The 19,030-nt window shown below is 60.1% G+C and carries 24 protein-coding genes; all 24 read right to left on the minus strand.

The window, feature by feature from the left end; all coding sequences use genetic code 11:
* Positions 1-28: 28 nt before the first annotated feature.
* A complete protein-coding gene (locus tag IAE40_RS13230; protein ID WP_200603313.1) occupies positions 29-235 on the minus strand; it encodes a hypothetical protein in 207 nt (68 codons plus the stop codon).
* Positions 236-252: 17 nt separating this feature from the next.
* Entirely contained in the window at positions 253-462 is a 210-nt protein-coding gene (locus tag IAE40_RS13235) for a hypothetical protein (RefSeq protein WP_200603314.1), read from the minus strand.
* 273 nt (positions 463-735) lie between these two features.
* A complete protein-coding gene (locus IAE40_RS13240) occupies positions 736-1,005 on the minus strand; it encodes a hypothetical protein (protein WP_200603315.1) in 270 nt (89 codons plus the stop codon).
* On the minus strand, positions 1,002-1,364 hold the full coding sequence (locus tag IAE40_RS13245; protein ID WP_200603316.1) for a hypothetical protein: 363 nt from the start codon (positions 1,362-1,364) through the stop codon (positions 1,002-1,004). The genes IAE40_RS13240 and IAE40_RS13245 overlap by 4 nt, the downstream gene beginning before the upstream one ends.
* Entirely contained in the window at positions 1,361-1,987 is a 627-nt protein-coding gene (locus tag IAE40_RS13250; RefSeq protein WP_200603317.1) for a glycoside hydrolase family 19 protein, read from the minus strand. Before IAE40_RS13250 ends, IAE40_RS13245 begins: the two co-directional genes overlap by 4 nt.
* Before the next feature lie 59 nt (positions 1,988-2,046).
* Complete coding sequence (locus tag IAE40_RS13255) at positions 2,047-2,955, minus strand: phage tail fiber protein (RefSeq protein ID WP_234465137.1); 909 nt, start codon at positions 2,953-2,955, stop codon at positions 2,047-2,049.
* Between the two features lie 11 nt (positions 2,956-2,966).
* Entirely contained in the window at positions 2,967-4,037 is a 1,071-nt protein-coding gene (locus IAE40_RS13260; RefSeq protein ID WP_200603318.1) for a hypothetical protein, read from the minus strand.
* Positions 4,037-7,138 carry a phage tail tip fiber protein gene (locus tag IAE40_RS13265; RefSeq protein WP_200603319.1) on the minus strand — a complete coding sequence of 1,034 codons (3,102 nt, stop codon included), beginning with the start codon at positions 7,136-7,138 and terminating at the stop codon, positions 4,037-4,039. The genes IAE40_RS13260 and IAE40_RS13265 overlap by 1 nt, the downstream gene beginning before the upstream one ends.
* The gene (locus IAE40_RS13270; protein WP_200603320.1) at positions 7,135-7,533 is read right to left on the minus strand and encodes a DUF6950 family protein; all 399 of its coding nucleotides are present in this window, start codon (positions 7,531-7,533) and stop codon (positions 7,135-7,137) included. Before IAE40_RS13270 ends, IAE40_RS13265 begins: the two co-directional genes overlap by 4 nt.
* A gap of 2 nt (positions 7,534-7,535) precedes the next feature.
* Positions 7,536-8,138 (minus strand): hypothetical protein, encoded by a 603-nt coding sequence (locus IAE40_RS13275; RefSeq protein WP_065862450.1) that lies wholly within the window; start codon positions 8,136-8,138, stop codon positions 7,536-7,538.
* Positions 8,138-8,722, minus strand: coding sequence for a hypothetical protein (locus tag IAE40_RS13280; RefSeq protein WP_200603321.1), 585 nt, complete (start codon positions 8,720-8,722; stop codon positions 8,138-8,140). Before IAE40_RS13280 ends, IAE40_RS13275 begins: the two co-directional genes overlap by 1 nt.
* A gap of 55 nt (positions 8,723-8,777) precedes the next feature.
* The gene (locus IAE40_RS13285; RefSeq protein ID WP_200603322.1) at positions 8,778-12,002 is read right to left on the minus strand and encodes a phage tail tape measure protein; all 3,225 of its coding nucleotides are present in this window, start codon (positions 12,000-12,002) and stop codon (positions 8,778-8,780) included.
* A gap of 54 nt (positions 12,003-12,056) precedes the next feature.
* Positions 12,057-12,692 carry a hypothetical protein gene (locus tag IAE40_RS13290; RefSeq protein ID WP_200603323.1) on the minus strand — a complete coding sequence of 212 codons (636 nt, stop codon included), beginning with the start codon at positions 12,690-12,692 and terminating at the stop codon, positions 12,057-12,059.
* 291 nt (positions 12,693-12,983) lie between these two features.
* Positions 12,984-13,322, minus strand: coding sequence for a hypothetical protein (locus IAE40_RS13295; protein ID WP_200603324.1), 339 nt, complete (start codon positions 13,320-13,322; stop codon positions 12,984-12,986).
* A gap of 11 nt (positions 13,323-13,333) precedes the next feature.
* Positions 13,334-13,831 carry a hypothetical protein gene (locus IAE40_RS13300; RefSeq protein ID WP_065862445.1) on the minus strand — a complete coding sequence of 166 codons (498 nt, stop codon included), beginning with the start codon at positions 13,829-13,831 and terminating at the stop codon, positions 13,334-13,336.
* Positions 13,832-13,885: 54 nt separating this feature from the next.
* Complete coding sequence (locus IAE40_RS13305; RefSeq protein ID WP_200603325.1) at positions 13,886-14,272, minus strand: DUF3168 domain-containing protein; 387 nt, start codon at positions 14,270-14,272, stop codon at positions 13,886-13,888.
* A complete protein-coding gene (locus IAE40_RS13310) occupies positions 14,265-14,765 on the minus strand; it encodes an HK97 gp10 family phage protein (RefSeq protein WP_065862444.1) in 501 nt (166 codons plus the stop codon). Before IAE40_RS13310 ends, IAE40_RS13305 begins: the two co-directional genes overlap by 8 nt.
* A gap of 3 nt (positions 14,766-14,768) precedes the next feature.
* Positions 14,769-14,951, minus strand: coding sequence for a hypothetical protein (locus IAE40_RS13315; RefSeq protein WP_200603326.1), 183 nt, complete (start codon positions 14,949-14,951; stop codon positions 14,769-14,771).
* A gap of 8 nt (positions 14,952-14,959) precedes the next feature.
* Positions 14,960-15,286, minus strand: a complete 327-nt coding sequence (locus IAE40_RS13320) for a phage head closure protein (protein WP_200603327.1) — start codon at positions 15,284-15,286, stop codon at positions 14,960-14,962.
* Positions 15,286-15,585 carry a head-tail connector protein gene (locus IAE40_RS13325; RefSeq protein WP_054902589.1) on the minus strand — a complete coding sequence of 100 codons (300 nt, stop codon included), beginning with the start codon at positions 15,583-15,585 and terminating at the stop codon, positions 15,286-15,288. Before IAE40_RS13325 ends, IAE40_RS13320 begins: the two co-directional genes overlap by 1 nt.
* Positions 15,586-15,942: a hypothetical protein gene (locus IAE40_RS13330; RefSeq protein WP_200603328.1), complete on the minus strand. Its 357-nt coding sequence runs from the start codon at positions 15,940-15,942 to the stop codon at positions 15,586-15,588.
* Positions 15,943-15,991: 49 nt separating this feature from the next.
* On the minus strand, positions 15,992-17,191 hold the full coding sequence (locus tag IAE40_RS13335) for a phage major capsid protein (RefSeq protein WP_065862439.1): 1,200 nt from the start codon (positions 17,189-17,191) through the stop codon (positions 15,992-15,994).
* Positions 17,188-17,829 (minus strand): HK97 family phage prohead protease, encoded by a 642-nt coding sequence (locus tag IAE40_RS13340; RefSeq protein WP_065862438.1) that lies wholly within the window; start codon positions 17,827-17,829, stop codon positions 17,188-17,190. The genes IAE40_RS13335 and IAE40_RS13340 overlap by 4 nt, the downstream gene beginning before the upstream one ends.
* Positions 17,816-19,030: a phage portal protein gene (locus IAE40_RS13345; protein ID WP_200603329.1), complete on the minus strand. Its 1,215-nt coding sequence runs from the start codon at positions 19,028-19,030 to the stop codon at positions 17,816-17,818. The genes IAE40_RS13340 and IAE40_RS13345 overlap by 14 nt, the downstream gene beginning before the upstream one ends.

Below are 19,030 nucleotides of genomic sequence, written 5' to 3' on the forward strand. Positions count from 1 at the left end.
GCCAAGGACCGGAGCTGATAGCTCGTCTTCAGTGACGATTCAGCGGCGCTCGCCCCATGGCATTGGAATGGTACTGATGGGCCGCCTTGATCTGTGATTCCAAAATCAGCCGCAAGCGCTCCACCTCATCCGCAGGCAGGCCGGCCTCTTGTGCCTCAAGATGGCGCCTCATAGCCTCCTCAACATCCTTGTAGACCTGATGGTCTGGCATCACGACTTCGCGCTTGTCCTTCATGCTCGCCTCCATGGCGATCAGTGGATGATATGAGGTGCCTCGCCGACGGCGATGAGCTGATGCTCGGTCACCTGGCGGTAAAGCCGATCGGCCAATACTCGATGCCGCTCGACCTCCTCGGGGGACTCACCATCAGCCTCGACCTGCCGTAGGCGTCGATTGGCGTCGAGCGCCTGGCGAAGCAGCTCTTCACCTGCAGTAACCATCCCTTCTAGTGTCCGCTTCATTGGACCTCTCCTTCAATCAAACCATTAATGACTATCAGAAGGGACTGCATCAATAATGGAGCAGCGATACTCCTCAAGTTCTTTCGCAAGCCTCGCGGCCTCTTCCCGCAGGGCACGTATCGTGCACGCCGACTCACCATGTTCAATCGCTTCGCAATATCTCTCCAGTGCGTCTAGGCAGGACGAAACGAGCTGCTCGGCCTTGAGTAGTTGCGAAAGGTTTGTGCTATTTGGCATCTGGTTTTCATCGGCGTTGGGAGCTATATGTCCACTTTACCGGCAAACGGAAACGGCCGCCTCTAACATCTTCTCGTAACCAATACGCTGTCTGCGCTCAGCCAGCAGCGCCCGCGCCTTCACCTCCAGGCTGTCGGTCTTGCGCAGGCCGGCAGCTGCCCACGGCGGCACAGCCACCTCCGGCGCGCGACACGGCACCTGCACCGGCACCTCGACGCGCACGTAACGGATCTCCGGCGCAGGCCTCGCCGTACAGCCAGCCAGCAGCAGGCCGGCCAGCAGCACCTGCAGCACCTGCACGCTCATAGGCCAAGCTCCTTGTCGATGATAGAGGAAGCAGCGGCACACTGATCGCCACCTGTGCGCTCCTGCTGCAGGCGGTTCGCCGCCGCGTATTCGTCCTGTGCGCTGGCCCTGGCCTCACTCACCGCTTGCTCTGCCCTGGCCTGCCGCTCGTTCGCGGCCATGGTCAGGTCGCCCAGGGCCTTGCCCTGCTCCTGCGCCAGGCCAGCGAGGTTGTCTCGTGCCGTTGTGCACTGTGTGACCTGGTCCTGTTCAGCATCGAGCAACGGCCGGAAGTGCTTTGTGGTGGACCAGGTGCCAACGGCGATGCCCAGCAGAATCAGCAGGCCTGCGCTGGCGAGGCGAAGCAGCCAGGCTTTCATGCCAGCACCCCCACAGCCAGGTCATACAGCGCTTTACGCTCGGCAGCGCCATGCGGCACGCGCCCAGGCTGACCGGTGTTGATGATGCTGCCGATATCCTGGATGCGTCCGGCGTCGGCCAACTCATTCAGGCCGCGCTGTGACCACCACCAGGCTGCCGACTGCGCAGCGTGCTCGGGCTGCTCGAGCAGCTCAGGTTGTTCGAGCAGGGGCAGACCCAGGGCCTGGCCAGCGGCGCGGTAGTTGTCGCGACCGGTCAACTGGATCAGGCCGCGCCCGCGGTACCGCCAGCCGTCGCCAGAGGCCTCAGGACCATTACCCATGCGCCCGCCATAGACGCGGTTCGCGATCTTCTCTGGCTGCCGAGCGTAGGCGCCAGCGGCCTGCAGAGTGAACCGACTTGGCCAGGTGCGCACCAGGGCCTCGGCGCTGTAGTTGAGGTTCTCGACCAGCGATCGCAGCTGGCCAGACTCATGTCCGACCTGGGCAAGGAAAGCAGCGATGCGCAGGCGGCTATCGATCTTCCACCGCAGCATCGCTCGGTTCAGTGCAGGCACAAAAATGCCCGCGACTGGGCGGGCATTGGGGAGGATCTGCAGCAGCTGCTGCTCAGTGATCGGCATTCGGGTTTCTCCAGGCAAAAAAATACCACCAGCGGCGGTCTTCTTTCGGATGTGTAGATTTAGGCGATTGGTGTTTCTGGGGGCTCGGCGGGCAGGATCGCCGGCATCTGGAGCCGCACATCAATCCAGCTGTTGAGGGGCACATCGAGCGGGGCGCCTTTGCCCAGATGCATCTCGCCTTCCTCATCAAGTGTCCAGCGCTGCTTGAACAGGCGTACGGTCACGACGCCCTGCTCGTCCTGTTCGCTCTCTGTGATGCCGAGCGTGCGGCCGCCGTCAGGTGAACATGGGTCCTGTATCCGCCAACCTTCGACTGCCAGGCCGAGCGCGCCAGCGATCCGATAAACACCCGCATCGACTCGTGTGACGGTCACACCGCTCGCTTCACCGTTTGCTGCCCCCCACGGTCCGGCCGACTGGAATTCCTGCTCGAGGAGGTCACGTCGCTCGCTCTTCTCGACATCAGCGATGCGCACAACTGGCGATGCTGCCGACAGGGCACCACCTGAGCCAATCGTCGTGTTGCCGGTGTGATAAATCTTGCACCATGGCCCAGGGGCACCCTCGGCGCTGAAGTGACGGTAGCCAAGGTATGGATTCGAGAGCGACGCGGGCAGCGACATTGAAAGCTGCTGAATGTAGTTGCCACCCATCGAAGAAACGATGAGCGAGCCCTGACTGCCGTTCGGAGCACCCGCTGCGGAGGCGCTGTACTTGTAGAAACCTGACGTGAATGCGCTGTTTGGTGCGATGCTTTGGCCGCCACTGGTGCTACCCAAGCCGAACGCACCTACTTCCATCACATTTCCGGCGCTCGTGCCGACAAAGCGTGTTGAGGCCGATCCGAGCGTTGCAAGGAAGGCATAAAGGTCTGTGAAGTTGAAGTTGACCTTCGTGAAAGCGCTGCGGGGCGTGTCACCGCCAGCCCCGGTTGGGGTGGTGCCCAGGTTGATTATCTGCTGTGCCATGTTTACTCCAGTTATAAGTTTCGCATCGGCCTTGCTGCGAACAGCGTTCTTCCGTTTGCGCTAATACCTGTTGCCGGGCTGTTGGCATAATTCTGAGCATACATCTTGATTATGCTGCGATTGCCCGGTAGAAAACCGCCCCAATTAATAATTATTGGATTCTGCGTTTGCTGAATATTTGTATGGGAAAACAGAGCATTGGCTAAAACATAATCACCAAAGCTGCTAGTCCATGGCATACGCGAAGATGAATGATAGGTAGCACCAGCCTCAATTGGCTCACCGTCATTATAAAACGAGTTATTTGAAGGCTGGCTATTCAGGAGTGCAAGATTGTCAGTTGACGCAAAAACCCGATTACCTGATGCGTCTCGCAACAGCACGCCGTATAAACCAGCAGAGCTTGTTCGAGTCTGATAGCTGGCGAGAAACCATTTCATCTTCATATAGTCGGAGACTTGGAGGCCATGGTATTGATAATAAATACCAGCATGGCTTATCCCCCAGCCCGTCCAGCTCCCCGGTTGTCCTGTCACATAGAACCCGGACACCATCATATAGTCCTCGGCATTCAGAAAAACCAAGGGTCTTTCAAACGTCGTAACCGGCTCCGGAAACTCGTAATAAAACCCTGGAGAAATCTGCGCCTGCATTCCCGGACGCCAATAGACCCCAAACTCAAATGAACCGCTGTACCTAACACCTAGCACTCTATTAGCAGAATCTACCTGATTCAGGATTCCGTTATTCCTTGAACGGAACCCGTACTCACCTACCGCGCTGAACGGTTCTGTGCCATTAGATAAGATCATCACCTGCCATTGTCGAGACCCCGCCCCTCGCAAGTGCAATTGCCCATCTGTCCAGAAGGCCTGCGGGCTCCAGTTGCCCCCTGCTGTCCACAGTAGGGAATCCACAACAACGAAGGAATTGGCCTTGATATCTGGCACTGAGAAATACTGGTTGTAGTTACCATCGCCAGTGACAGTAAGCATTTTCAACGAGCGTATCGGCATAACGCTCGTATCCAGAGTGACCCGATTGGACTCATCGCGAGTCCTGAGCCCGTAGATATCTGCCATCAGGTTAGTTTCCCCAGCGCCGCACGCTCGATGTAGTTGAGGTCGTAGACATAGATGCCACCGTTGTTGATCAGCAACGAGCCATTACCATCTGCTCCCCGGAACGAGAACGTACCGTTCACCATGTTCAGCTCGATCAATGGACGACCGAAGGCATCAACTGCTTGAGACCGCAGCGTCATGCCCAGGATGATTTCCCGAATAAAGGCCGTATTGATCAACGCCTGGTTCAGGAACAACTGCCCATTCTGGAAGACAAACAGATTGCTCTCGGGTCCGTTGATGCCATTGATGATCGCGACTCGATCAGCCGACAGCAGGATTTCACCGACCTGGCCATCACTTCCTTGCACAATGCCTGTCGCGACTTGCTTGCCGTTGACGTTTGTCTCGGTCTTCCAGGAAGACATAGCCGACACTTTTCCGTTGAGCCCAACAACGGCCTGGTCTACACGCTGCACTGAAGCGTTCGTTTCCCCTTGCTGCGCTTGCACAACGTCGAGCCTGCGCGCAGTTGCAACGCCATCCTCAATTCGGGCGGATTGCTCCGACCACACGCCCACAAGGGTTTGCTCAGAACCTGCAAAGCCATCAGTCGTGCCTGCCAACGCCGGGTTCACCTGGACGTACACACCGTCCAGCCTCTCTGCGGTAGCGTTGAGCTTGCCGTCGATCGTCTCGACCTCGCTCTTCATTGAGCTGAGGCCGTTTGCCGTAGCAGTGAGCCCTGTGACAGGGTCATCAAGCTCACTGCGTACAGCAGCCAGACGCTGGGCATTAACCATGATGCGCCCGTCTTGCTCCTCGATCGACGCAGTGTTGCGCTCCACCTGTGCTGCGAGACCGTTTGCTGCTTCGACAACCTGGCCAATGTCGAGCCAGTAGGTCGGATTCGGCGGCGCGTTCTCCCCACCTGGAGCCGCAGGAACGGCCTGGATGGCCTGATACAAGCGCTGCCCTCGGCGCACGCTGTCGCCGTCTGCATAGGCCTTGTTCGGGTCGTAGGCCAGCGCGTCCACGAGGTCATCAATCTCATCGCGCAGCTCGCCGATGCGTTCATTCACCGAGCCCGGACCGTCACCGTCGATCAGGTCGATACGCTCCGCGAGCTCGGGATATAACTGACCCTCTCTGATCTGACCATCGAGAGCATCGAGCATGTTGCTCACGTCGTTCGAGGTTGAAGCCGGCACCTTCAAGTAGCCGCTGATCCCGTACGCGTTGCGCGCCCGGATGAAGTAGAAGTAGTTGGCGAAGAACGCCAGGCCAGTATGCGTCAGGCTCAAGCCCTGCCCGAGATACTCTGCCTGCCCTACCGGGGCGGATCCGTCGCGGGTGTAGAAGTACTCGTATGTCCCGCCATTGAGCTTGTGCTGAACGTTGGTTGGCGTGAGAGTTATGGTGTCCAACGAAGCCTGCACGATGCAGCCTTCTGGCACAGGCGGGCCATCGATGTTGACCGTGATGCTTGCCTCGCCCGACCGTGCCTGCGGCCCGAGTGCAGCAACGCTCATCGTATAGTTGCCCGAGGCCAGGCCGGCCAGCGGCACCTGAAGCGTGGTCTCCGGCACTTGCTGGGCCTGCACGGCCACACCGGCCTGGCGCACGGTCACTGCATAGCCCGTCACGATGCCGACCGGCGCCGACCAGTTCAGCACGCCCTGGGTTACCTCGGCGGTATCGTCCACGGTCCAGACCAACCCGGTAGGACTGCCCAGGCCGTTAGACGGCAGGCTGATGAAGCCGATCGGGTTGTAGGGCTTGCCCACGGCATCGTCGAAGATCGCCGGATCGTAGACCTGCAGGGATGCTGTGCAGCCCTCGCTCGTACCCATGGACCAGCCGGTGACGATGAATTCGCCCAGGATGTTCAGCGATGGCAGGTTCGCCCGCACCGCGCGACCCGGCCGGCAGTTGTAGCCGAGTAGGTTGAGCGGAACGTTGATCACCCCGCCCGCGCGGCGCCGACGTAGCTCGATATTGGCCAGGCGCTGGGCCTGGTACGGGTTGGTGACGTAGGAAAAGGTCAGCGTCTCCGCCGCCTCGCCACCATCCGCGACCACCCACTCGGCCACGCTGACTTCCGGGTAGTCCGTCTCCGTCCAGGACTGGGTCGTGTCGGTGAAAGTGCCACGGATCGTGTTGATGGCCGCGTCGTTCGTCGGCTCAGTGCTGCCGGTGATGGTGCCGATCACCATGTCTTCGGTGATTTCGAAGTCCCACGGACCGTAGTAGGCGCCAGCCTGGAACATCCAGCGACCGCCCACGCGAATGACCTTGCCACCGCACGCCGCCTTGAGCTTCTGCAGCACGTTGGTGCGCTGCTCGTCTGCACCAATCACGCAGCTGCTGCGGTAGCGCGGGCTGGTGGTGCCGTCAGGGTTGGCCACCGACTCATCGCACACGTTCGCACCACTGGCGAAGGTCTCGAAGACGATCTCGTCGTCCGGCACGCCGCAGCGTGTGCGCAGGAACCACAGGATGTGCAGCGCGGTATTCTCGCTGTATCCGGCCATGCCGGTGCGGGGGTCGTAGAGATCATTGCGCCCGCGCACGACGAACCGCGCATCCGGAATGCCCGATGGGAATTTCTCGGCGTTGTACCGCAGGGACAGGCGCACGAACGACAGGCCGCGGCCGATCTGCTCGTCCTTCCAGTCCGGGCAATTGGCCTTGAGGAACGCATTCACCTGGGTTGGGTTCACCACCAGTTCATAGGTGGCGTCGGCTCCGTAGGTGTTGATGACCTCCTCGCCCAGGTAGATCTCCTCCAATGCGTCGACGGCGCCCTCACAGAGCACGTACACCAGGTGCAACCACTCCCCATCACGCTGGGCGCCGGCCTCCTCTTGCGCCCACACCAGAACCCCGCCGGTACTGACTCGGCCCAGGATGAAGCGCGCCGGGGCCTTGGACGAGCGAACGGTCTGTGCTGATGGCTCGTTGTCGCGCAGCGGCGACTTGGTGTTGAGCTTCTCCTGCTGCTCCGAGGCGTAGAACGCCAGGCCCGCGCCGATCGCGGCACCGATCGGACCGCCCTGGGCGAAGCCGATGACCGCACCTACGGCGATCTGTGCAATCTTCCTGACCCCTCCGCTCATTCAACTCTCCACACTGCTGTCGGTTCGCACACCACCCGCGCGGCGCCTTCTTCGGTCGCTGCCCAGAACTCACCCGCCCAGAACACGGCGATGGCCTTGCCTTGCGGGCCGTCGTACATGGCGATGTCGCCACGCTGGATGAACGCCGGCGCCACCCGGGTGAAGCAGGCATCCCAGGCCGCCTCGAGGCTGCCGTGGTTCTTCTTCAGCGCCCTCTTCGCCCCCGCCTCGGTCTTGTACTTGCCTCGGTACGACGCCGCTGGATCAACCCCGCAAACCGCTACCGAGCAGTCAGCCGCGAACAAGCAGCAGTCGAATTCGCCCCATGAAAAAGGCCGCTCGGAGGCGGCCTTGATCACTTCGGTCAGACGTATCGTCCAGTCTCGATTGCGCATCGCTATTTCTCGTAGTTGAAGGTCGGCGCGTCCTTGCTGGAGCCCCAGTAGATCGGCCATTCGGACAGCTGAGCGACCGCATAGAAGAAGCGGTCACCCTGGTGCCGGGCGCGGTGGTTCTCGTCGGTGAACCGCTCGGTGCCGGTGCGGCTCCACTCGGCCATGCGATCGACGATGGGCACCATGATCTTGTTGCCGTCCTCGCCATTGCCGGCGTAGGAGAAACTCGCCGCGTCCATGCGCCCGGAGAACAAGATGTCGACGGCGTAGTTGCCCGCCTCGTCGAACACCACGAACAGCAGCTTGCCCGAGCGCCCACGACAACCGCGGATGTTCGTCTCGGTAATGATGTAGCTGTCCAGACCGTTAAGGCTCAGCTCCACGGACATGGGCGAGTTCGAGTTGTCGCTCTCCTGCGACTGGCCGACCTCGCCGAACTGCCCGACACCCAGGTAGGTGATGCCGTCGATCACCAGATCCCCGGTGCCCGTGTGCGCGTACACCGGGCCATCCTCGAAGTCGAGCTGGCAGGCGTACACCGTCATGAATCGGCCACGGGCGATGATGTCCACCACGCTTTGACTGAAAGGGAACGAAGTGGGCATCAGAAGGCCTCCCGGAATTGGTAGCTGCCATTGGACACGACCGGCTGAATGCTCCACTGATTGGTGTCATCCACCCGCCTCATCTCGCAGTAAGGGTTTCGGTATTCGACGGCGGTGCCGGCCGCAATGGTCTTGCGGACACGCTTGTTAACCTGGATCGTCGCAACGCCGCCGCTATCGGAATCGACGTGCTCCACCACTTCGAACATCTCACCGAGGATGGTGATGTGATCACCGCGGCTGAAAACCCTGACGCTGGGCGTCATGCCGCGCAGCTGAATCTTCGTTGACTGCCCTACTGCAGAAGCCACAACCGGGGCACCAATGTTGTCAGTCCTGATCCTGGTGATGGACGGAATGTTCACTGTCCCGAACATGCCTTGCAGGCGCCCCAGCAGCGAAGTCAGCTCGCGCTCATCCTCCTCGTAGAGCACGCCAAAGTTGAGCGTGCAGGTCCAATACGCACCGGGATGGGACGTGATCTGCTGCGCATTGGTCAGCGAGGAGGTGAAAGCCCGGTTGTTGTAGACCACACCCCAGGTCATATCAGTGGGCTCCAAGTCTTCGGGCCATGCTTCCGCCATTTGGCAGCTCCAATAAAAAACCCGCCGAAGCGGGTTGTGTGCTGTGTGTGCCGCGTTATCGCTTGCTCAGCAATTGCCGACCGGCACCGTTGGTTTTGAAGTCGCGCAGCATCATGTCGTAGCCACCCTTGGCCCCATCTAGAGCCACCTGCCGAATTTCTTCCTTGGTCAGCGATCCGGTTCCGCTGCCAAAGTGGAAATGCTGCGTGATACCACCAAAGGTGATCGGCGCCTGCTCTCCGCCGCCTCCACCCGCTCCCATCGCTACCACACCGAGAGAGCCATCCGGGCCGCGCGCCAGCGGCATGATCGCCTCCGGCCCAGCCTCGGCGAAGATGCCCGCGCCCTTGGCGAAAGCGAACATCTGCGGCGAGTCGTGCACCTGGTTCGAGAAGGATGAGAGGCTGGGCGAGTCATAGACGCCACCCTTGGCATTGGCTACGAATGAGCCCTCGCTGAAGCCGGTCATGGTGCCCTGCCCCAGGGCCGAGCCCCCGCCACCCAGGAAACCAAATGCCGAGCTGAGGAAGCCTGCAGCAGCCTGGCGCACCTGAATACGGATCAAGTCCTCGATAATCGCGTCGGCGAAGTCCTTGAACTGGAACTTGCCGGTCTTCACGAACTGGACCACTCCATCTTCCAGGTTGCTGAAAGCATTGGTGAACAACTCCTGCGTCTGGCCAGCCACATCAGAGGCGCTATCGAGGTAATTCTCGAAGGCGGCCGATGCGCCATTGCTCCAGTCAGATTGGGCGGCATCGATCTTGTTGAATGTGTCCTCCTGGACCTGCACAAGCTTCGCGCCGTACTCCTGCCTAAGCGCGATCTGCTTTTCGAGCTCCTGGCGCTGCTTCTCGTTCGAGGCCGTGGCCAGTTCGTCACGCAGGGCCAGGATCTTGTTGTTGTTCTCCTGTTCGAGCGCTAGGCGAGACTGAGCACGGCCGGCTCGCTTGTCGCCCATCCCAACCGCGGCCGCTGCGGCGTCTCCCTGCTGCTGGGCAATCGCCAACTGGCGCTCGAGGTCAGCTTGGTACTTCATGGCCTGGGAAAGGCCGGTAGAGGCCTGCACCGCCTGATTAAACTGACCCGCCAACGCCGCTATCGCACGACCGTACTCCTCGGTGGTGATCTTCTTCTGGGAGAGCAGAAGATCCAGCCCCTTAACCTGTTTCTTGAACTCGTCTGCCGCTGCTCCAACAGGGTCGTAGACCTTCTTCAACTGCTGGTAGGCAGTCTCTGCCTCTTTGAGCTGCTGGTTAAGCTTTGTCTGCTCCTTGGTGGCGTCCTTGGCCTCATCCTTGATCGCCTTGTTGGCTTTCTTGAGAACCTCAGCAGCATTGGCCGCAGACAGGATTGCAACGCGATCTGTTTCAGTGAGCTCAGTGTGTTCGGCGATATAGCGGTTGGCGATCTTGATTTGGTCGCCATTATCCTGCAGCGAGGCCACCTGCTTCTGCAGCGTCTCAAGATAAGTCTTGCCAGCGGTACTCATGCCGGTTTTCGCAGCATTGTTCCCTTCGGTAGAAGCAGTATTGCGATCAGTCTCATTGGTCAGCTCTGCAAGCTTGGATCGCAGGTTGACCAACTCGGTACTGAGGCCCGAGGCCTTGATCTGCCCCGTCTCGATGGCCTGGGCCATTGCCTCGGTGACGCCGGGCATTCCACGCACCTGGTCCGCCACGGCCTTCCAGTCCACCACTGCGCCGGTAGCAGCCTGATTCGCGGCCGCCCGCACCAAGTCGAGCGCTTTCTGCGCTTCTTGGGGCATCGGCGCCAGCCCAGCGATAAAGCCATCAACTCCTGCGGCACCCAGGCCGCGCAGGTCATTCTCGAACTTGTCAGCGATGGCCCCAGATGTCTGCCCCAGCTGGCTCTGCAGGTCATCGATCTTGCCTTGCAGTTCCCTCAGAGCAACCGCCTGAGTAGCTCTGTTGAGCTTTCCGAAGCGCTCCACCAGCTTGTCGAGCGGGTCGCTGAGATCGCCAAGCTTCTTCTCAAGTGAGTCAGAGTTGTCTCGCAACAGCAGGAAGCTAGCAGCCGCAGTGCCGGCCAGAATCGCCAACCCCATCGGGCCACCCAGGGCCGTCAGCAAACCGCCGGTAGCGGCACGTGTCAGGTTGGCCTGGGCAATGGCCAGCGCCTCGGTTGACGCCGTGAGGGCAGCTTGTTTTGGCAATAGCTGGGTCTGAACCAGGCTTAGCCGCTGCAGGCCAGTCGCAGCTGCTACCGACGCCTCCGCTTGTTGCACCTGCGCCTGAGCATAGATGCGCTGCGCCTCCGCTCCGCGCAACGCTGCGCGAGCGTTCTCCACTTCAGCTGCGCGCTGAGCCAATGCCGCTTTGGCCGCTGCATATGCTTTCGCGGTGTAGACTGTCAGGGCGCCGGCGCCAGCAGCGCCCATAGCCGCAGCGACGAGATCGATATGATCGGCCAGGACCAGCAAAAACTTAGAGAGACCTGCTACAGCTCCGGTTTGCTCCTCCAGCCCACCCAGGAAGGTACCAACTGCATTGCCGATGTTGTTCAGTGCGTCCTGCACGCTAGTCGACATGTCAGCAGCAGCCTTGCGGTTGACCTCGACAGTACGCAGAAGTCCAGCATTCAGGTCATCCAGGGAGAGTTTGCCCTGCACGCCTAGCTTGCGGATTTCATCAGCACTCTTTCCGGTACCAGATGCGATGGCGTCCACGATGGTCGGCATCGCGCTTTGAATAGAGACCCAGCCGTCAGCCTCGATTTTTCCTGTCTGCAGCGCCTTGGAGTATGCGTCGAGCGCGGAGCCTGCCTTGTCGGCTGACGCGGCGTTAGTCACAAGAAGAAAGCTAAAGCTGTCGGTGATATCTAGGGTCTGCTGGGTGTTGAAGCCTAAGCTACGCATCACGTCAGCAGTACGGATATACAGCTCCTGGGCTTCGGCCAAGGGGCGGTAGGTTTCCTGTGCAGTCTGGATGAGATGTTGTTGGACTTGCTGGTATTCGTCCGCGCTACCAGCTGCCGCTTTAAGCCGGTCGGACATCTGTCCATAAGCATCAACTTGCTTGATTATGCTGCCGATCAACCCCGCACCAGCAACTGCCGCGAAAGCGCCTCGGATCAAGGTTCCTGCCTGCTGCGCAGCTCCTCCCGCCCTGTCAAAAGCAGAATCCACAGTTGCCAGGTTTCGATCAATCGCCTGCGAACTGCGCGCAACCATCTGGTCTGCGCTCGCGAGCTCGCGGCGCAACTGGGCGGTGGTCGCCTCAATCTGAACAAGCATTCCCTGGATTTGTTGGTCAGCCATAATCGCACCCAAAAAAAAGCCCGGCATCAAGCCAGGCTTAGTAATTGATTTCTTTTAACTTGGGTTTATTGTCACATCACCCTTCCATTCAGTGTCAAATGTACAAGCAGCGCGCCACCTAACACTCACCCCATTTAGGTTCTTCTCTTCGAACCCGAGGACCAACCTAACATTACCGTTCTTGGCCTTATGGTAACTTGAGTCTGACAATGTATGAAAGCTCAGATTACTTGAAGCCCCGAGCTTATCACTTACTAGATCTTTACACTTTTCGATTGCGTCAGATCTACCTATAGATCTATCTGAGTTAGCTAGAATCGAACCGCTTCCCGCTAGATCTGAGCTTTTTACTTCAAAGCGCTCACCGTTCTCGCAATCCACCAGAAACTTCAAATTATCAAGCGAGCTTTCCCTGCGCATGAACAGAACACTTACTACATGCTTACATTTCTTGGCCACCATGGTGGCGACTTCATTTTTTTCTCTGTTAACGCGAGGAATATAATCTTTAAACTTTCCATAAGTCGGATCGGACGGATCACTCCCGATTACTATTGAATTGTCCTGATAGTCAGCAAGAATCCAATCGTCGATGATCCCCGCGGCTTCGGCGGCACTCTTGGGCTCAGGATCTCCTGCTCCACAGCCCGCGAGAATCAACATAGCCCCAGCACAAATCCATTCACGCATAACTTCCACCCCTCCAAAAATACGAAGGGTATCAAAATCAGTAGGCTAGTCACTGCGCCTTTCTTCCAGTCAGCGCAGCCCTCAGCTTATCGGCAACGCCTGCAGTACTTGGCTTTTCCTTCGTACCCTGTTGCTTCCCTGAACCGAACGGATTGGTCATCCTTGCCCACTCCACACGCGCATCCATGGCCAGGAACAGTTCGGGAAGTGGCGTGCTCCACGCCACGTCCGGTGCCCAGCCAAGCCAGCCTACGGCGACCGAATACATCCGATCGACGTAGCTGCCATCCTCTACGGCGCTGACTCCTTCGGTTCTTGCGGCTTTCCCGGCTCTCCGCCCCGTGGGTTGTAAAGCGCTCCCAGGAACCTGGTGGCGGCAAGCGTGAGGTCAGAAACACCGTGCTGCCAGACCTCTTCGGTCAACAGCTCGATACCCTCCCCCTCGATCCCTGCTCCAGCTGCGATCACGAACGCCACCGCGTCAACGCTGACCGCATGCAGTCCATGCGAAGCCGCACGCAGGCCGCCGAAGCGGCTCTCGATGGCACGCACCGCCTTCAAGGTTGGCTTCAGCACCAGGGTGCGCTCGCCCACCTTGACCTCAACAGTACCGTGAAGCGTCTTGCTCATGGCGCCCCCTGTTAGGCTGCAGCGGCCGGCAGCAGCTCGAGGATGTCCGAGTTGATGCCGATGGTGACGTTGCGACGCACGACGTTGTCGGCGGCACCTGGTGCGACGGTGTTGTTCATTACTTTCCCGCGCATATAGAACGTGGTGGGGTTGATCACCGGGGTAGCGGTAGGATCGCCGTCGTTGAGGGTGATCTTGATGTTGTAGTCGCCCTTGCTGCGGTCCTTGTGAGCGGTCTTCACCGCATTCTGGCCCGCATCGCCGTTGTCGAGACCCACGGTCAGGGTCAGGTCGCCAGCGTCGGCGGTACCCTTGTATTTGCGCACGCGGCCATCCTTGAGCGACGTGAAGGTCACGCTGCTGAAGGTATCGCCGAACTCGCCCAGGTCTTCGATCTCGCCGACCTCGACATAGGTGTCGGCCTTGTACTCGGTTTCGGTGTCGGCACCGGTCTTGCCGCCAATGGAGAAGCGGCAGCCGGCGGCTGTGTTGAGGTTGTCTTCGGCCATGGGGGTTCCTCCAAAGGCACATTGGATAAAGCCGCAGCGCGGCCGGTGGTTGAATCAGTGGGTGGTGATGACGCGGACCGTGATCGAGCCCTGGTAAGTAACGCCGTCAGCATCGCGCTGGGCGTCCGACTGGATGACGCGGACCGATACGGCGCGGCCAACCTCCAGCGGCAGCGGTCGCTCGTCCAGTGCGGCGATCACCTCGCCGGTGATGCGCTTCACTTCGGCCTGGCCGACAGCATCAGACCAGACCGACAGGTACAGCAGGCGCTGCTCGCGCTTGCGCCCGGAGATCGGGCTTTCGTTGACCGAGACCTCGCGGTCGATCGACACGTAGGGCATATCGGCGTTCATCGGCGCGCCGTCGTAAATCGGGCAACTGACCTCGGCGAGGAGCCTCGCAAACAGCGCCTCTTGCAACGCAACAGACGGATCAGCCATTACCTACCCCCTGGCTCGCTTTACGGAGCGTGCGCCGTACGGCGGTCTCGATGTCAGCCATGACGTACTCGCGGTTCACGTCGATGGAGGGCCGAAGCCATGGGTGCGCCGGCCGGGCCGGAATGTCCGGGTACTTGCCGAAGAAGTGCTCGCCGTCGCTCTTGTTGGTGGCTCGACGGTTGCGATTCCCGGCACGCTTGCCGCCGATGTAGCCCTTGGTGCCGTACTCGATGAACCGCAGGTAGAAGAACTTGCGGTTGTCGCGCTTGCCGCGGATTCCGATCTGCGCATCCAGGCCGCTGGGCGCGACGTAGATCTTCAGCGCTGCAGCGGCGGCCCCCGTGTCCTTGGGCATCAGCTGCTGCTGGGTGGCCAGGACACGCTCAGCGGCGTGGCGCATGGCCGGGGCCAATTCGTTGTCCATCGTCTTGTGGATGTTGCGCAGCGTTCGCCGAAGGCGGATATCGCCGCGCATCTTCGAGCGGCGCGCCATGGCCTACTCCTTGGCCTGATCAGCCTTGGTTGGCTTGGCGGTCCTCTCGGTGGCAACCTCGGTCACCTCCTCGGCATAGCCGCGGGCAATCAGCCCGGCGCCATACTCCTTGTCGACCACGAACTCTTCACCCTTCTCGCGATCGCCAGAGGCGCCGGAAAGAATGCCCAGTGCACGAATCTTCATGTTTCACCTCAAGGGTTTGGGACGCTGGAGCACAGTAGTCGCAGCATGTCCCGTTCGTTGTTGAGCAGTGGCGCCTCGATGGTGTAGGTGGCCCCGGAGCGCAGATCAGTGAATCGCCAACCAGCGACCACGTCAGCCCTGGGCCGGATACGAATCTCGGCACTGATCACTGCTTTGAGCTGTTCTGCCACTGGCATGATGCGACCGGTGGGCATCGTGATCTCTGCCCACACCTTGCCGACATCTACCCAGTGCCGGTCGTAGCCACCAGAACTGTTCTGGACGCGCTCCTCCTTGCTCAGGAGGCCACGGTGCCTCATAGGGCCTGCTTTCATCAGAAGCGCTTCCTGTACCAGAGCAGCCTTTCGACTGCGAGCGGCATGGCCGTGGCAATGGTGCCCACGGCCACAGCCTCACGGTTGGCGTACCAGTGCCCCACCAGCAGCAGGATCGCCTGCTCAACATCGCGGGTAAGACCCATTTGCTCTGGTTCAACTGGGTCGCCATCGACCAGCTTCCGGTCGCAGTGCTGCTCGACGTGCGCCTTGGCGGCTTCGACGTAGCCGCCGATCAGCAGGTCTTCATCGTCACCATCGACTCGCAAGTGCAGCTTCACGGTGGCCAGGTCCAGCATTTACTTGGCCTCGGCAGCGGCTTTGTCAGCAGCGGCCTTGTCAGCGGCTGCTTTGTCAGCTGCGGCCTTATCAGCAGCTGCTTTTTCGGCGGCTGCCTTCTCCGCTGCAGCCTTGTCGGCAGCGGCTTTTTCAGCAGCGGCCTTGTCCTCCTTCGACGCCGCGGGCTTAGTTTCCTTCGGCTTTGCCAGGCGAGGCTTGCCGTTGGCGTCGAGCTCTACCGCCAAACCTTTGCCGATCAGGGTGCAGGCGTACTCATCGTCGGCGTCATCGAAGGTTTCGCCGGCCCTCACCTTGTTCGAGGTGGCACCCAGCAGAGCACCATTGCCGACAAAGCCCCACAGAATCTTGATTTTCATGCTGCCTCCAGAAATGAAGAGGCCGGGAATGTGCCGGCCTTCGGTGGGGTTAGGCGGTCGGGAAGCGACCTTTCACCAGGGCTTCCTTGCGGCGCACGCCCAGGCCCAGGCGCTCCTCGACCAGCAGCGCACGTTCGTTCTTGATGAACTGATCGTTGATCAGGCCCATCTTGAACACGAACGACATACGGTCGAACAGCGTGGTGGAGCGAGCGAAGTTCGCCACCAAGAACTCGCCACCGGTGGTGCCGTCGCCCTCGTCCATGCTGTCGGAGGTGATCACCGGACGGCCCCACAGGATAGGAGTGACCAGGCCCTGCAGGTTGGCGAACAGGTAGCGGTTTTCGCCGTCCTTCTGCAGTTCGATGTTCATCCAGTCGAGCTCAGTCATCACGGTGCCGTCAGCGGACATCTGCGACTGCTTACGCACCTGGTAGATGGCACGGCGGACCAAGTCGATGGCGGTGTCGCCGGCTTTGCTGAGGGCGGCGTCGTAGGTGGTCGCCTGGGTCATCAGGCCAGGCAGGTTCTCGCCGGTACCGTCACCCTTGAGAATCTGCGCCTCCTCCTCAAGCTTCAGGTCATAGCGCAGCAGCTGCTGCAGGTAGGCGAACATCTGCGGAACATCGTCCAGCGCCTCGTCGGTCACCGGCATCCAAACCGCAATTTTCTTCACGCGGTCAGTCACAGTCTCGAAGGTGACGTTACTGGTTGGCTTCAGGCCGCCCTCCGCCACAGGCGCAGCGCCACGGGTGTGCAGCTTCTCGCGGAAGTAGGTGTAGCTCTGGCCGGCGACCGGGACGGAGGTCAGCAGGTCGCGGATACGCAGCTCCTGGCGAATTCCAGGCTGAATCACTGGATCGTAGACGGGCGCAACGATGCCAGCGCTGGTCACCTTCATTTCCTTCATGCTGGCCATGTCGGACTTGGTGACTTCGAGCTGTGCCAGCGCGGCGTTTTTCTGGCTGAGCGCTTTGTAGCCGTCGTCGCCCTTGATCAGGTCGATGAAGCTCTTGCCCTCGCCGGGCTGGCCGCGCAGCTTGACGCCCTTCTGCTCCAGATCCACGACCTGGTCGATGACCTTCTGCAGCTCGCCCTTCTGATCTTCGATCTGCTTTTTGAGATCACCGGCAACCTTGTTGCCCTTCTCGACCTCTTCCATGGCCGCGTCGTACTTCTTCTGCAAACCCTCGAAGCCGCTTTTCAGTTGCAGCTCGAGGGTATCTTTCAGCTCTTTCACTTCGCTCATGGCGATACTCCAAAATGGTGGGTGAACAGGGTGGAAATGTCTTTCAGCTCATCCACGATCGCCGTGGCCTCGCTACCGCCATCACGGCGTAGCGCGGTGTAGCCGAGCGAAGCGACTGCCGCCGCTTCCTTCTGCGAGAGGCCCATGCGTTCGCGCAGCGCCTTCTCGAAAAGCCTGATGTCCGACTTGACGCTGAGGACTTGGGCGTCGGGGTTCATGCCGAACGGTACGAAGGAAGCCTCCCAGAGTTCGGCCTCCTTGATGATGCGGACGCGCCGGCCGGCGCGATCCTCGAAATCTGCCTTGATGGTGTTGAAGCCGATCGACATGCTGTCGAGGACTTCGTCCTTCATCAGCTCGTAGGCGTCACGGGCGTAGCTGACCTTGAGGTTCACCTGGCCTTTCAGCAGCAGGCCATGGTCATCCGAGGTGAAGTCGGCGGCGCCAACCAAGCGGGTCAGGTCGTGGTACAGAGCCAGCTTGAGCTTGCCGCCGCGTGTTGCCTTTACCCGGGTGAAGGCTCCCGGCACGATCACGTCGTCGCCCAGGTCTACGTTATTGAATACCGCGGCGTAGCCCTCGAAATTGCCGGCTTCGTCAACGGACTTGAGTTCGAATGGGCATTCAAGACTCGCCATTTTTCTGAACCTCCCACCGGGTCACCCGGTTGTATTCTTCGCCTTCCAAGAGAGGCAGATTTTCCTTGGCGCGCGCTTCGTTGATGGTCATCCAACCAGAGCCACCCGAGCCGCCGAGGGCAGCCCCCAGGTAGGTAGCGCGGCCTGCGCTGTCGGCACGCAGCAAGCCCTCGACCACAAACTCCACGAAGCGTGATGTGTTGCCGAACAACTTGCTGTTCAGCTCGTCTTCAATGGTGTCGATGTAGGGCTTAAGGCCGAAGGTGATGAACCCGATGAGCTGCTGCTCCAGGTTCGAACCCATGATTGATGTCTTGCCAGCGCGGTTGGCCAGCCACAGCGGCACGCCGTATATGCCGGCCAGGGCTTCCTCCTGAAACTGCTGCGACTCGATGAACTGGGCATCTTTCTGGCTGATCCCAGCCGGCACGATCTTCGGGCCGCCCTGCAGAATGGCCATCTTGCCGATATCGTCGGTATCAGCCTTGCGCACATCAGGAAACCGCTTGAGCACCTGAGCTTGCTGCTGGTCGGTCAGGAAGTTGTCATAGATGACGTAACCACCAGTGAAGCCACCCTTCCTCATGAAGCGCGCCGACCATTGTTGGCCGGCCTTGGCCAGGCCCATGGTTTCTGACTGGTACTCAAGAGGCGAGAGACCGACTACACCGTCAAGGCTGAACAGCTTGAAGTGCAGCATGTGCTCTGGTGACACCGGGAAGGGATCGCCCTCGGATGGCGTCACGGTGTACAGCAGATCCTCCTCGGTATCGATCTTCACAGTCCGGCCGTCCAGCGGCACCAAGCCGATCACGTCGCCCTTGCCGTTGCGCTCGATCAAGGCGAAGGCGTTGCCGCGTAGCGCCATGTTCACGACGACGAACTTGAGGAAGTTGAGCATCGTCATGTACGGGTTTGGCTTTCGCAGCAGCTTGAGCACCCGATCGTTGCCGCTGATCAGCTTTCGACCGCCGCCCGTGTCGTCGTATAGCTTGAGCGGTAGGCCGCTCAGCGACTCGGAGAGGATCTTTACGCAGGACCAAACCATGCTGATGGAGAGCGCGGTCTTGGTCGTGATGCGAACGCCGGCCTTGGTTCTCTTGCCACCCACTTCGAGATCGGCTTCCACGTATTCCCCCGTGGTTGGGTCGGTATAACCGAAGAAGCCCCACGTCGCGGGGTTGTACCATTTGAATGCCAT

Origin of the sequence: Pseudomonas sp. S44 (genome assembly GCF_016624805.1) — a bacterium.
In the GTDB taxonomy this organism is placed as follows: domain Bacteria; phylum Pseudomonadota; class Gammaproteobacteria; order Pseudomonadales; family Pseudomonadaceae; genus Aquipseudomonas; species Aquipseudomonas machongensis.

Coding starts and splice junctions, on each gene's coding strand:
- IAE40_RS13280 (WP_200603321.1), bottom strand. CDS start 8,722: ATGGCGGAAGCATGGCCCGAAGACTTGGAGCCCACTGATATGACCTGG.
- IAE40_RS13235 (WP_200603314.1), bottom strand. CDS start 462: ATGAAGCGGACACTAGAAGGGATGGTTACTGCAGGTGAAGAGCTGCTT.
- IAE40_RS13295 (WP_200603324.1), bottom strand. CDS start 13,322: ATGAGCAAGACGCTTCACGGTACTGTTGAGGTCAAGGTGGGCGAGCGC.
- IAE40_RS13250 (WP_200603317.1), bottom strand. CDS start 1,987: ATGCCGATCACTGAGCAGCAGCTGCTGCAGATCCTCCCCAATGCCCGC.
- IAE40_RS13270 (WP_200603320.1), bottom strand. CDS start 7,533: ATGCGCAATCGAGACTGGACGATACGTCTGACCGAAGTGATCAAGGCC.
- IAE40_RS13330 (WP_200603328.1), bottom strand. CDS start 15,942: ATGAAAATCAAGATTCTGTGGGGCTTTGTCGGCAATGGTGCTCTGCTG.
- IAE40_RS13260 (WP_200603318.1), bottom strand. CDS start 4,037: ATGGCAGATATCTACGGGCTCAGGACTCGCGATGAGTCCAATCGGGTC.
- IAE40_RS13285 (WP_200603322.1), bottom strand. CDS start 12,002: ATGGCTGACCAACAAATCCAGGGAATGCTTGTTCAGATTGAGGCGACC.
- IAE40_RS13305 (WP_200603325.1), bottom strand. CDS start 14,272: ATGGCTGATCCGTCTGTTGCGTTGCAAGAGGCGCTGTTTGCGAGGCTC.
- IAE40_RS13340 (WP_065862438.1), bottom strand. CDS start 17,829: ATGGCGAGTCTTGAATGCCCATTCGAACTCAAGTCCGTTGACGAAGCC.
- IAE40_RS13345 (WP_200603329.1), bottom strand. CDS start 19,030: ATGGCATTCAAATGGTACAACCCCGCGACGTGGGGCTTCTTCGGTTAT.
- IAE40_RS13325 (WP_054902589.1), bottom strand. CDS start 15,585: ATGCTGGACCTGGCCACCGTGAAGCTGCACTTGCGAGTCGATGGTGAC.
- IAE40_RS13245 (WP_200603316.1), bottom strand. CDS start 1,364: ATGAAAGCCTGGCTGCTTCGCCTCGCCAGCGCAGGCCTGCTGATTCTG.
- IAE40_RS13320 (WP_200603327.1), bottom strand. CDS start 15,286: ATGAAAGCAGGCCCTATGAGGCACCGTGGCCTCCTGAGCAAGGAGGAG.
- IAE40_RS13230 (WP_200603313.1), bottom strand. CDS start 235: ATGAAGGACAAGCGCGAAGTCGTGATGCCAGACCATCAGGTCTACAAG.
- IAE40_RS13335 (WP_065862439.1), bottom strand. CDS start 17,191: ATGAGCGAAGTGAAAGAGCTGAAAGATACCCTCGAGCTGCAACTGAAA.
- IAE40_RS13290 (WP_200603323.1), bottom strand. CDS start 12,692: ATGCGTGAATGGATTTGTGCTGGGGCTATGTTGATTCTCGCGGGCTGT.
- IAE40_RS13255 (WP_234465137.1), bottom strand. CDS start 2,955: ATGGCACAGCAGATAATCAACCTGGGCACCACCCCAACCGGGGCTGGC.
- IAE40_RS13275 (WP_065862450.1), bottom strand. CDS start 8,138: ATGCCCACTTCGTTCCCTTTCAGTCAAAGCGTGGTGGACATCATCGCC.
- IAE40_RS13315 (WP_200603326.1), bottom strand. CDS start 14,951: ATGAAGATTCGTGCACTGGGCATTCTTTCCGGCGCCTCTGGCGATCGC.
- IAE40_RS13310 (WP_065862444.1), bottom strand. CDS start 14,765: ATGGCGCGCCGCTCGAAGATGCGCGGCGATATCCGCCTTCGGCGAACG.
- IAE40_RS13300 (WP_065862445.1), bottom strand. CDS start 13,831: ATGGCCGAAGACAACCTCAACACAGCCGCCGGCTGCCGCTTCTCCATT.
- IAE40_RS13265 (WP_200603319.1), bottom strand. CDS start 7,138: ATGAGCGGAGGGGTCAGGAAGATTGCACAGATCGCCGTAGGTGCGGTC.
- IAE40_RS13240 (WP_200603315.1), bottom strand. CDS start 1,005: ATGAGCGTGCAGGTGCTGCAGGTGCTGCTGGCCGGCCTGCTGCTGGCT.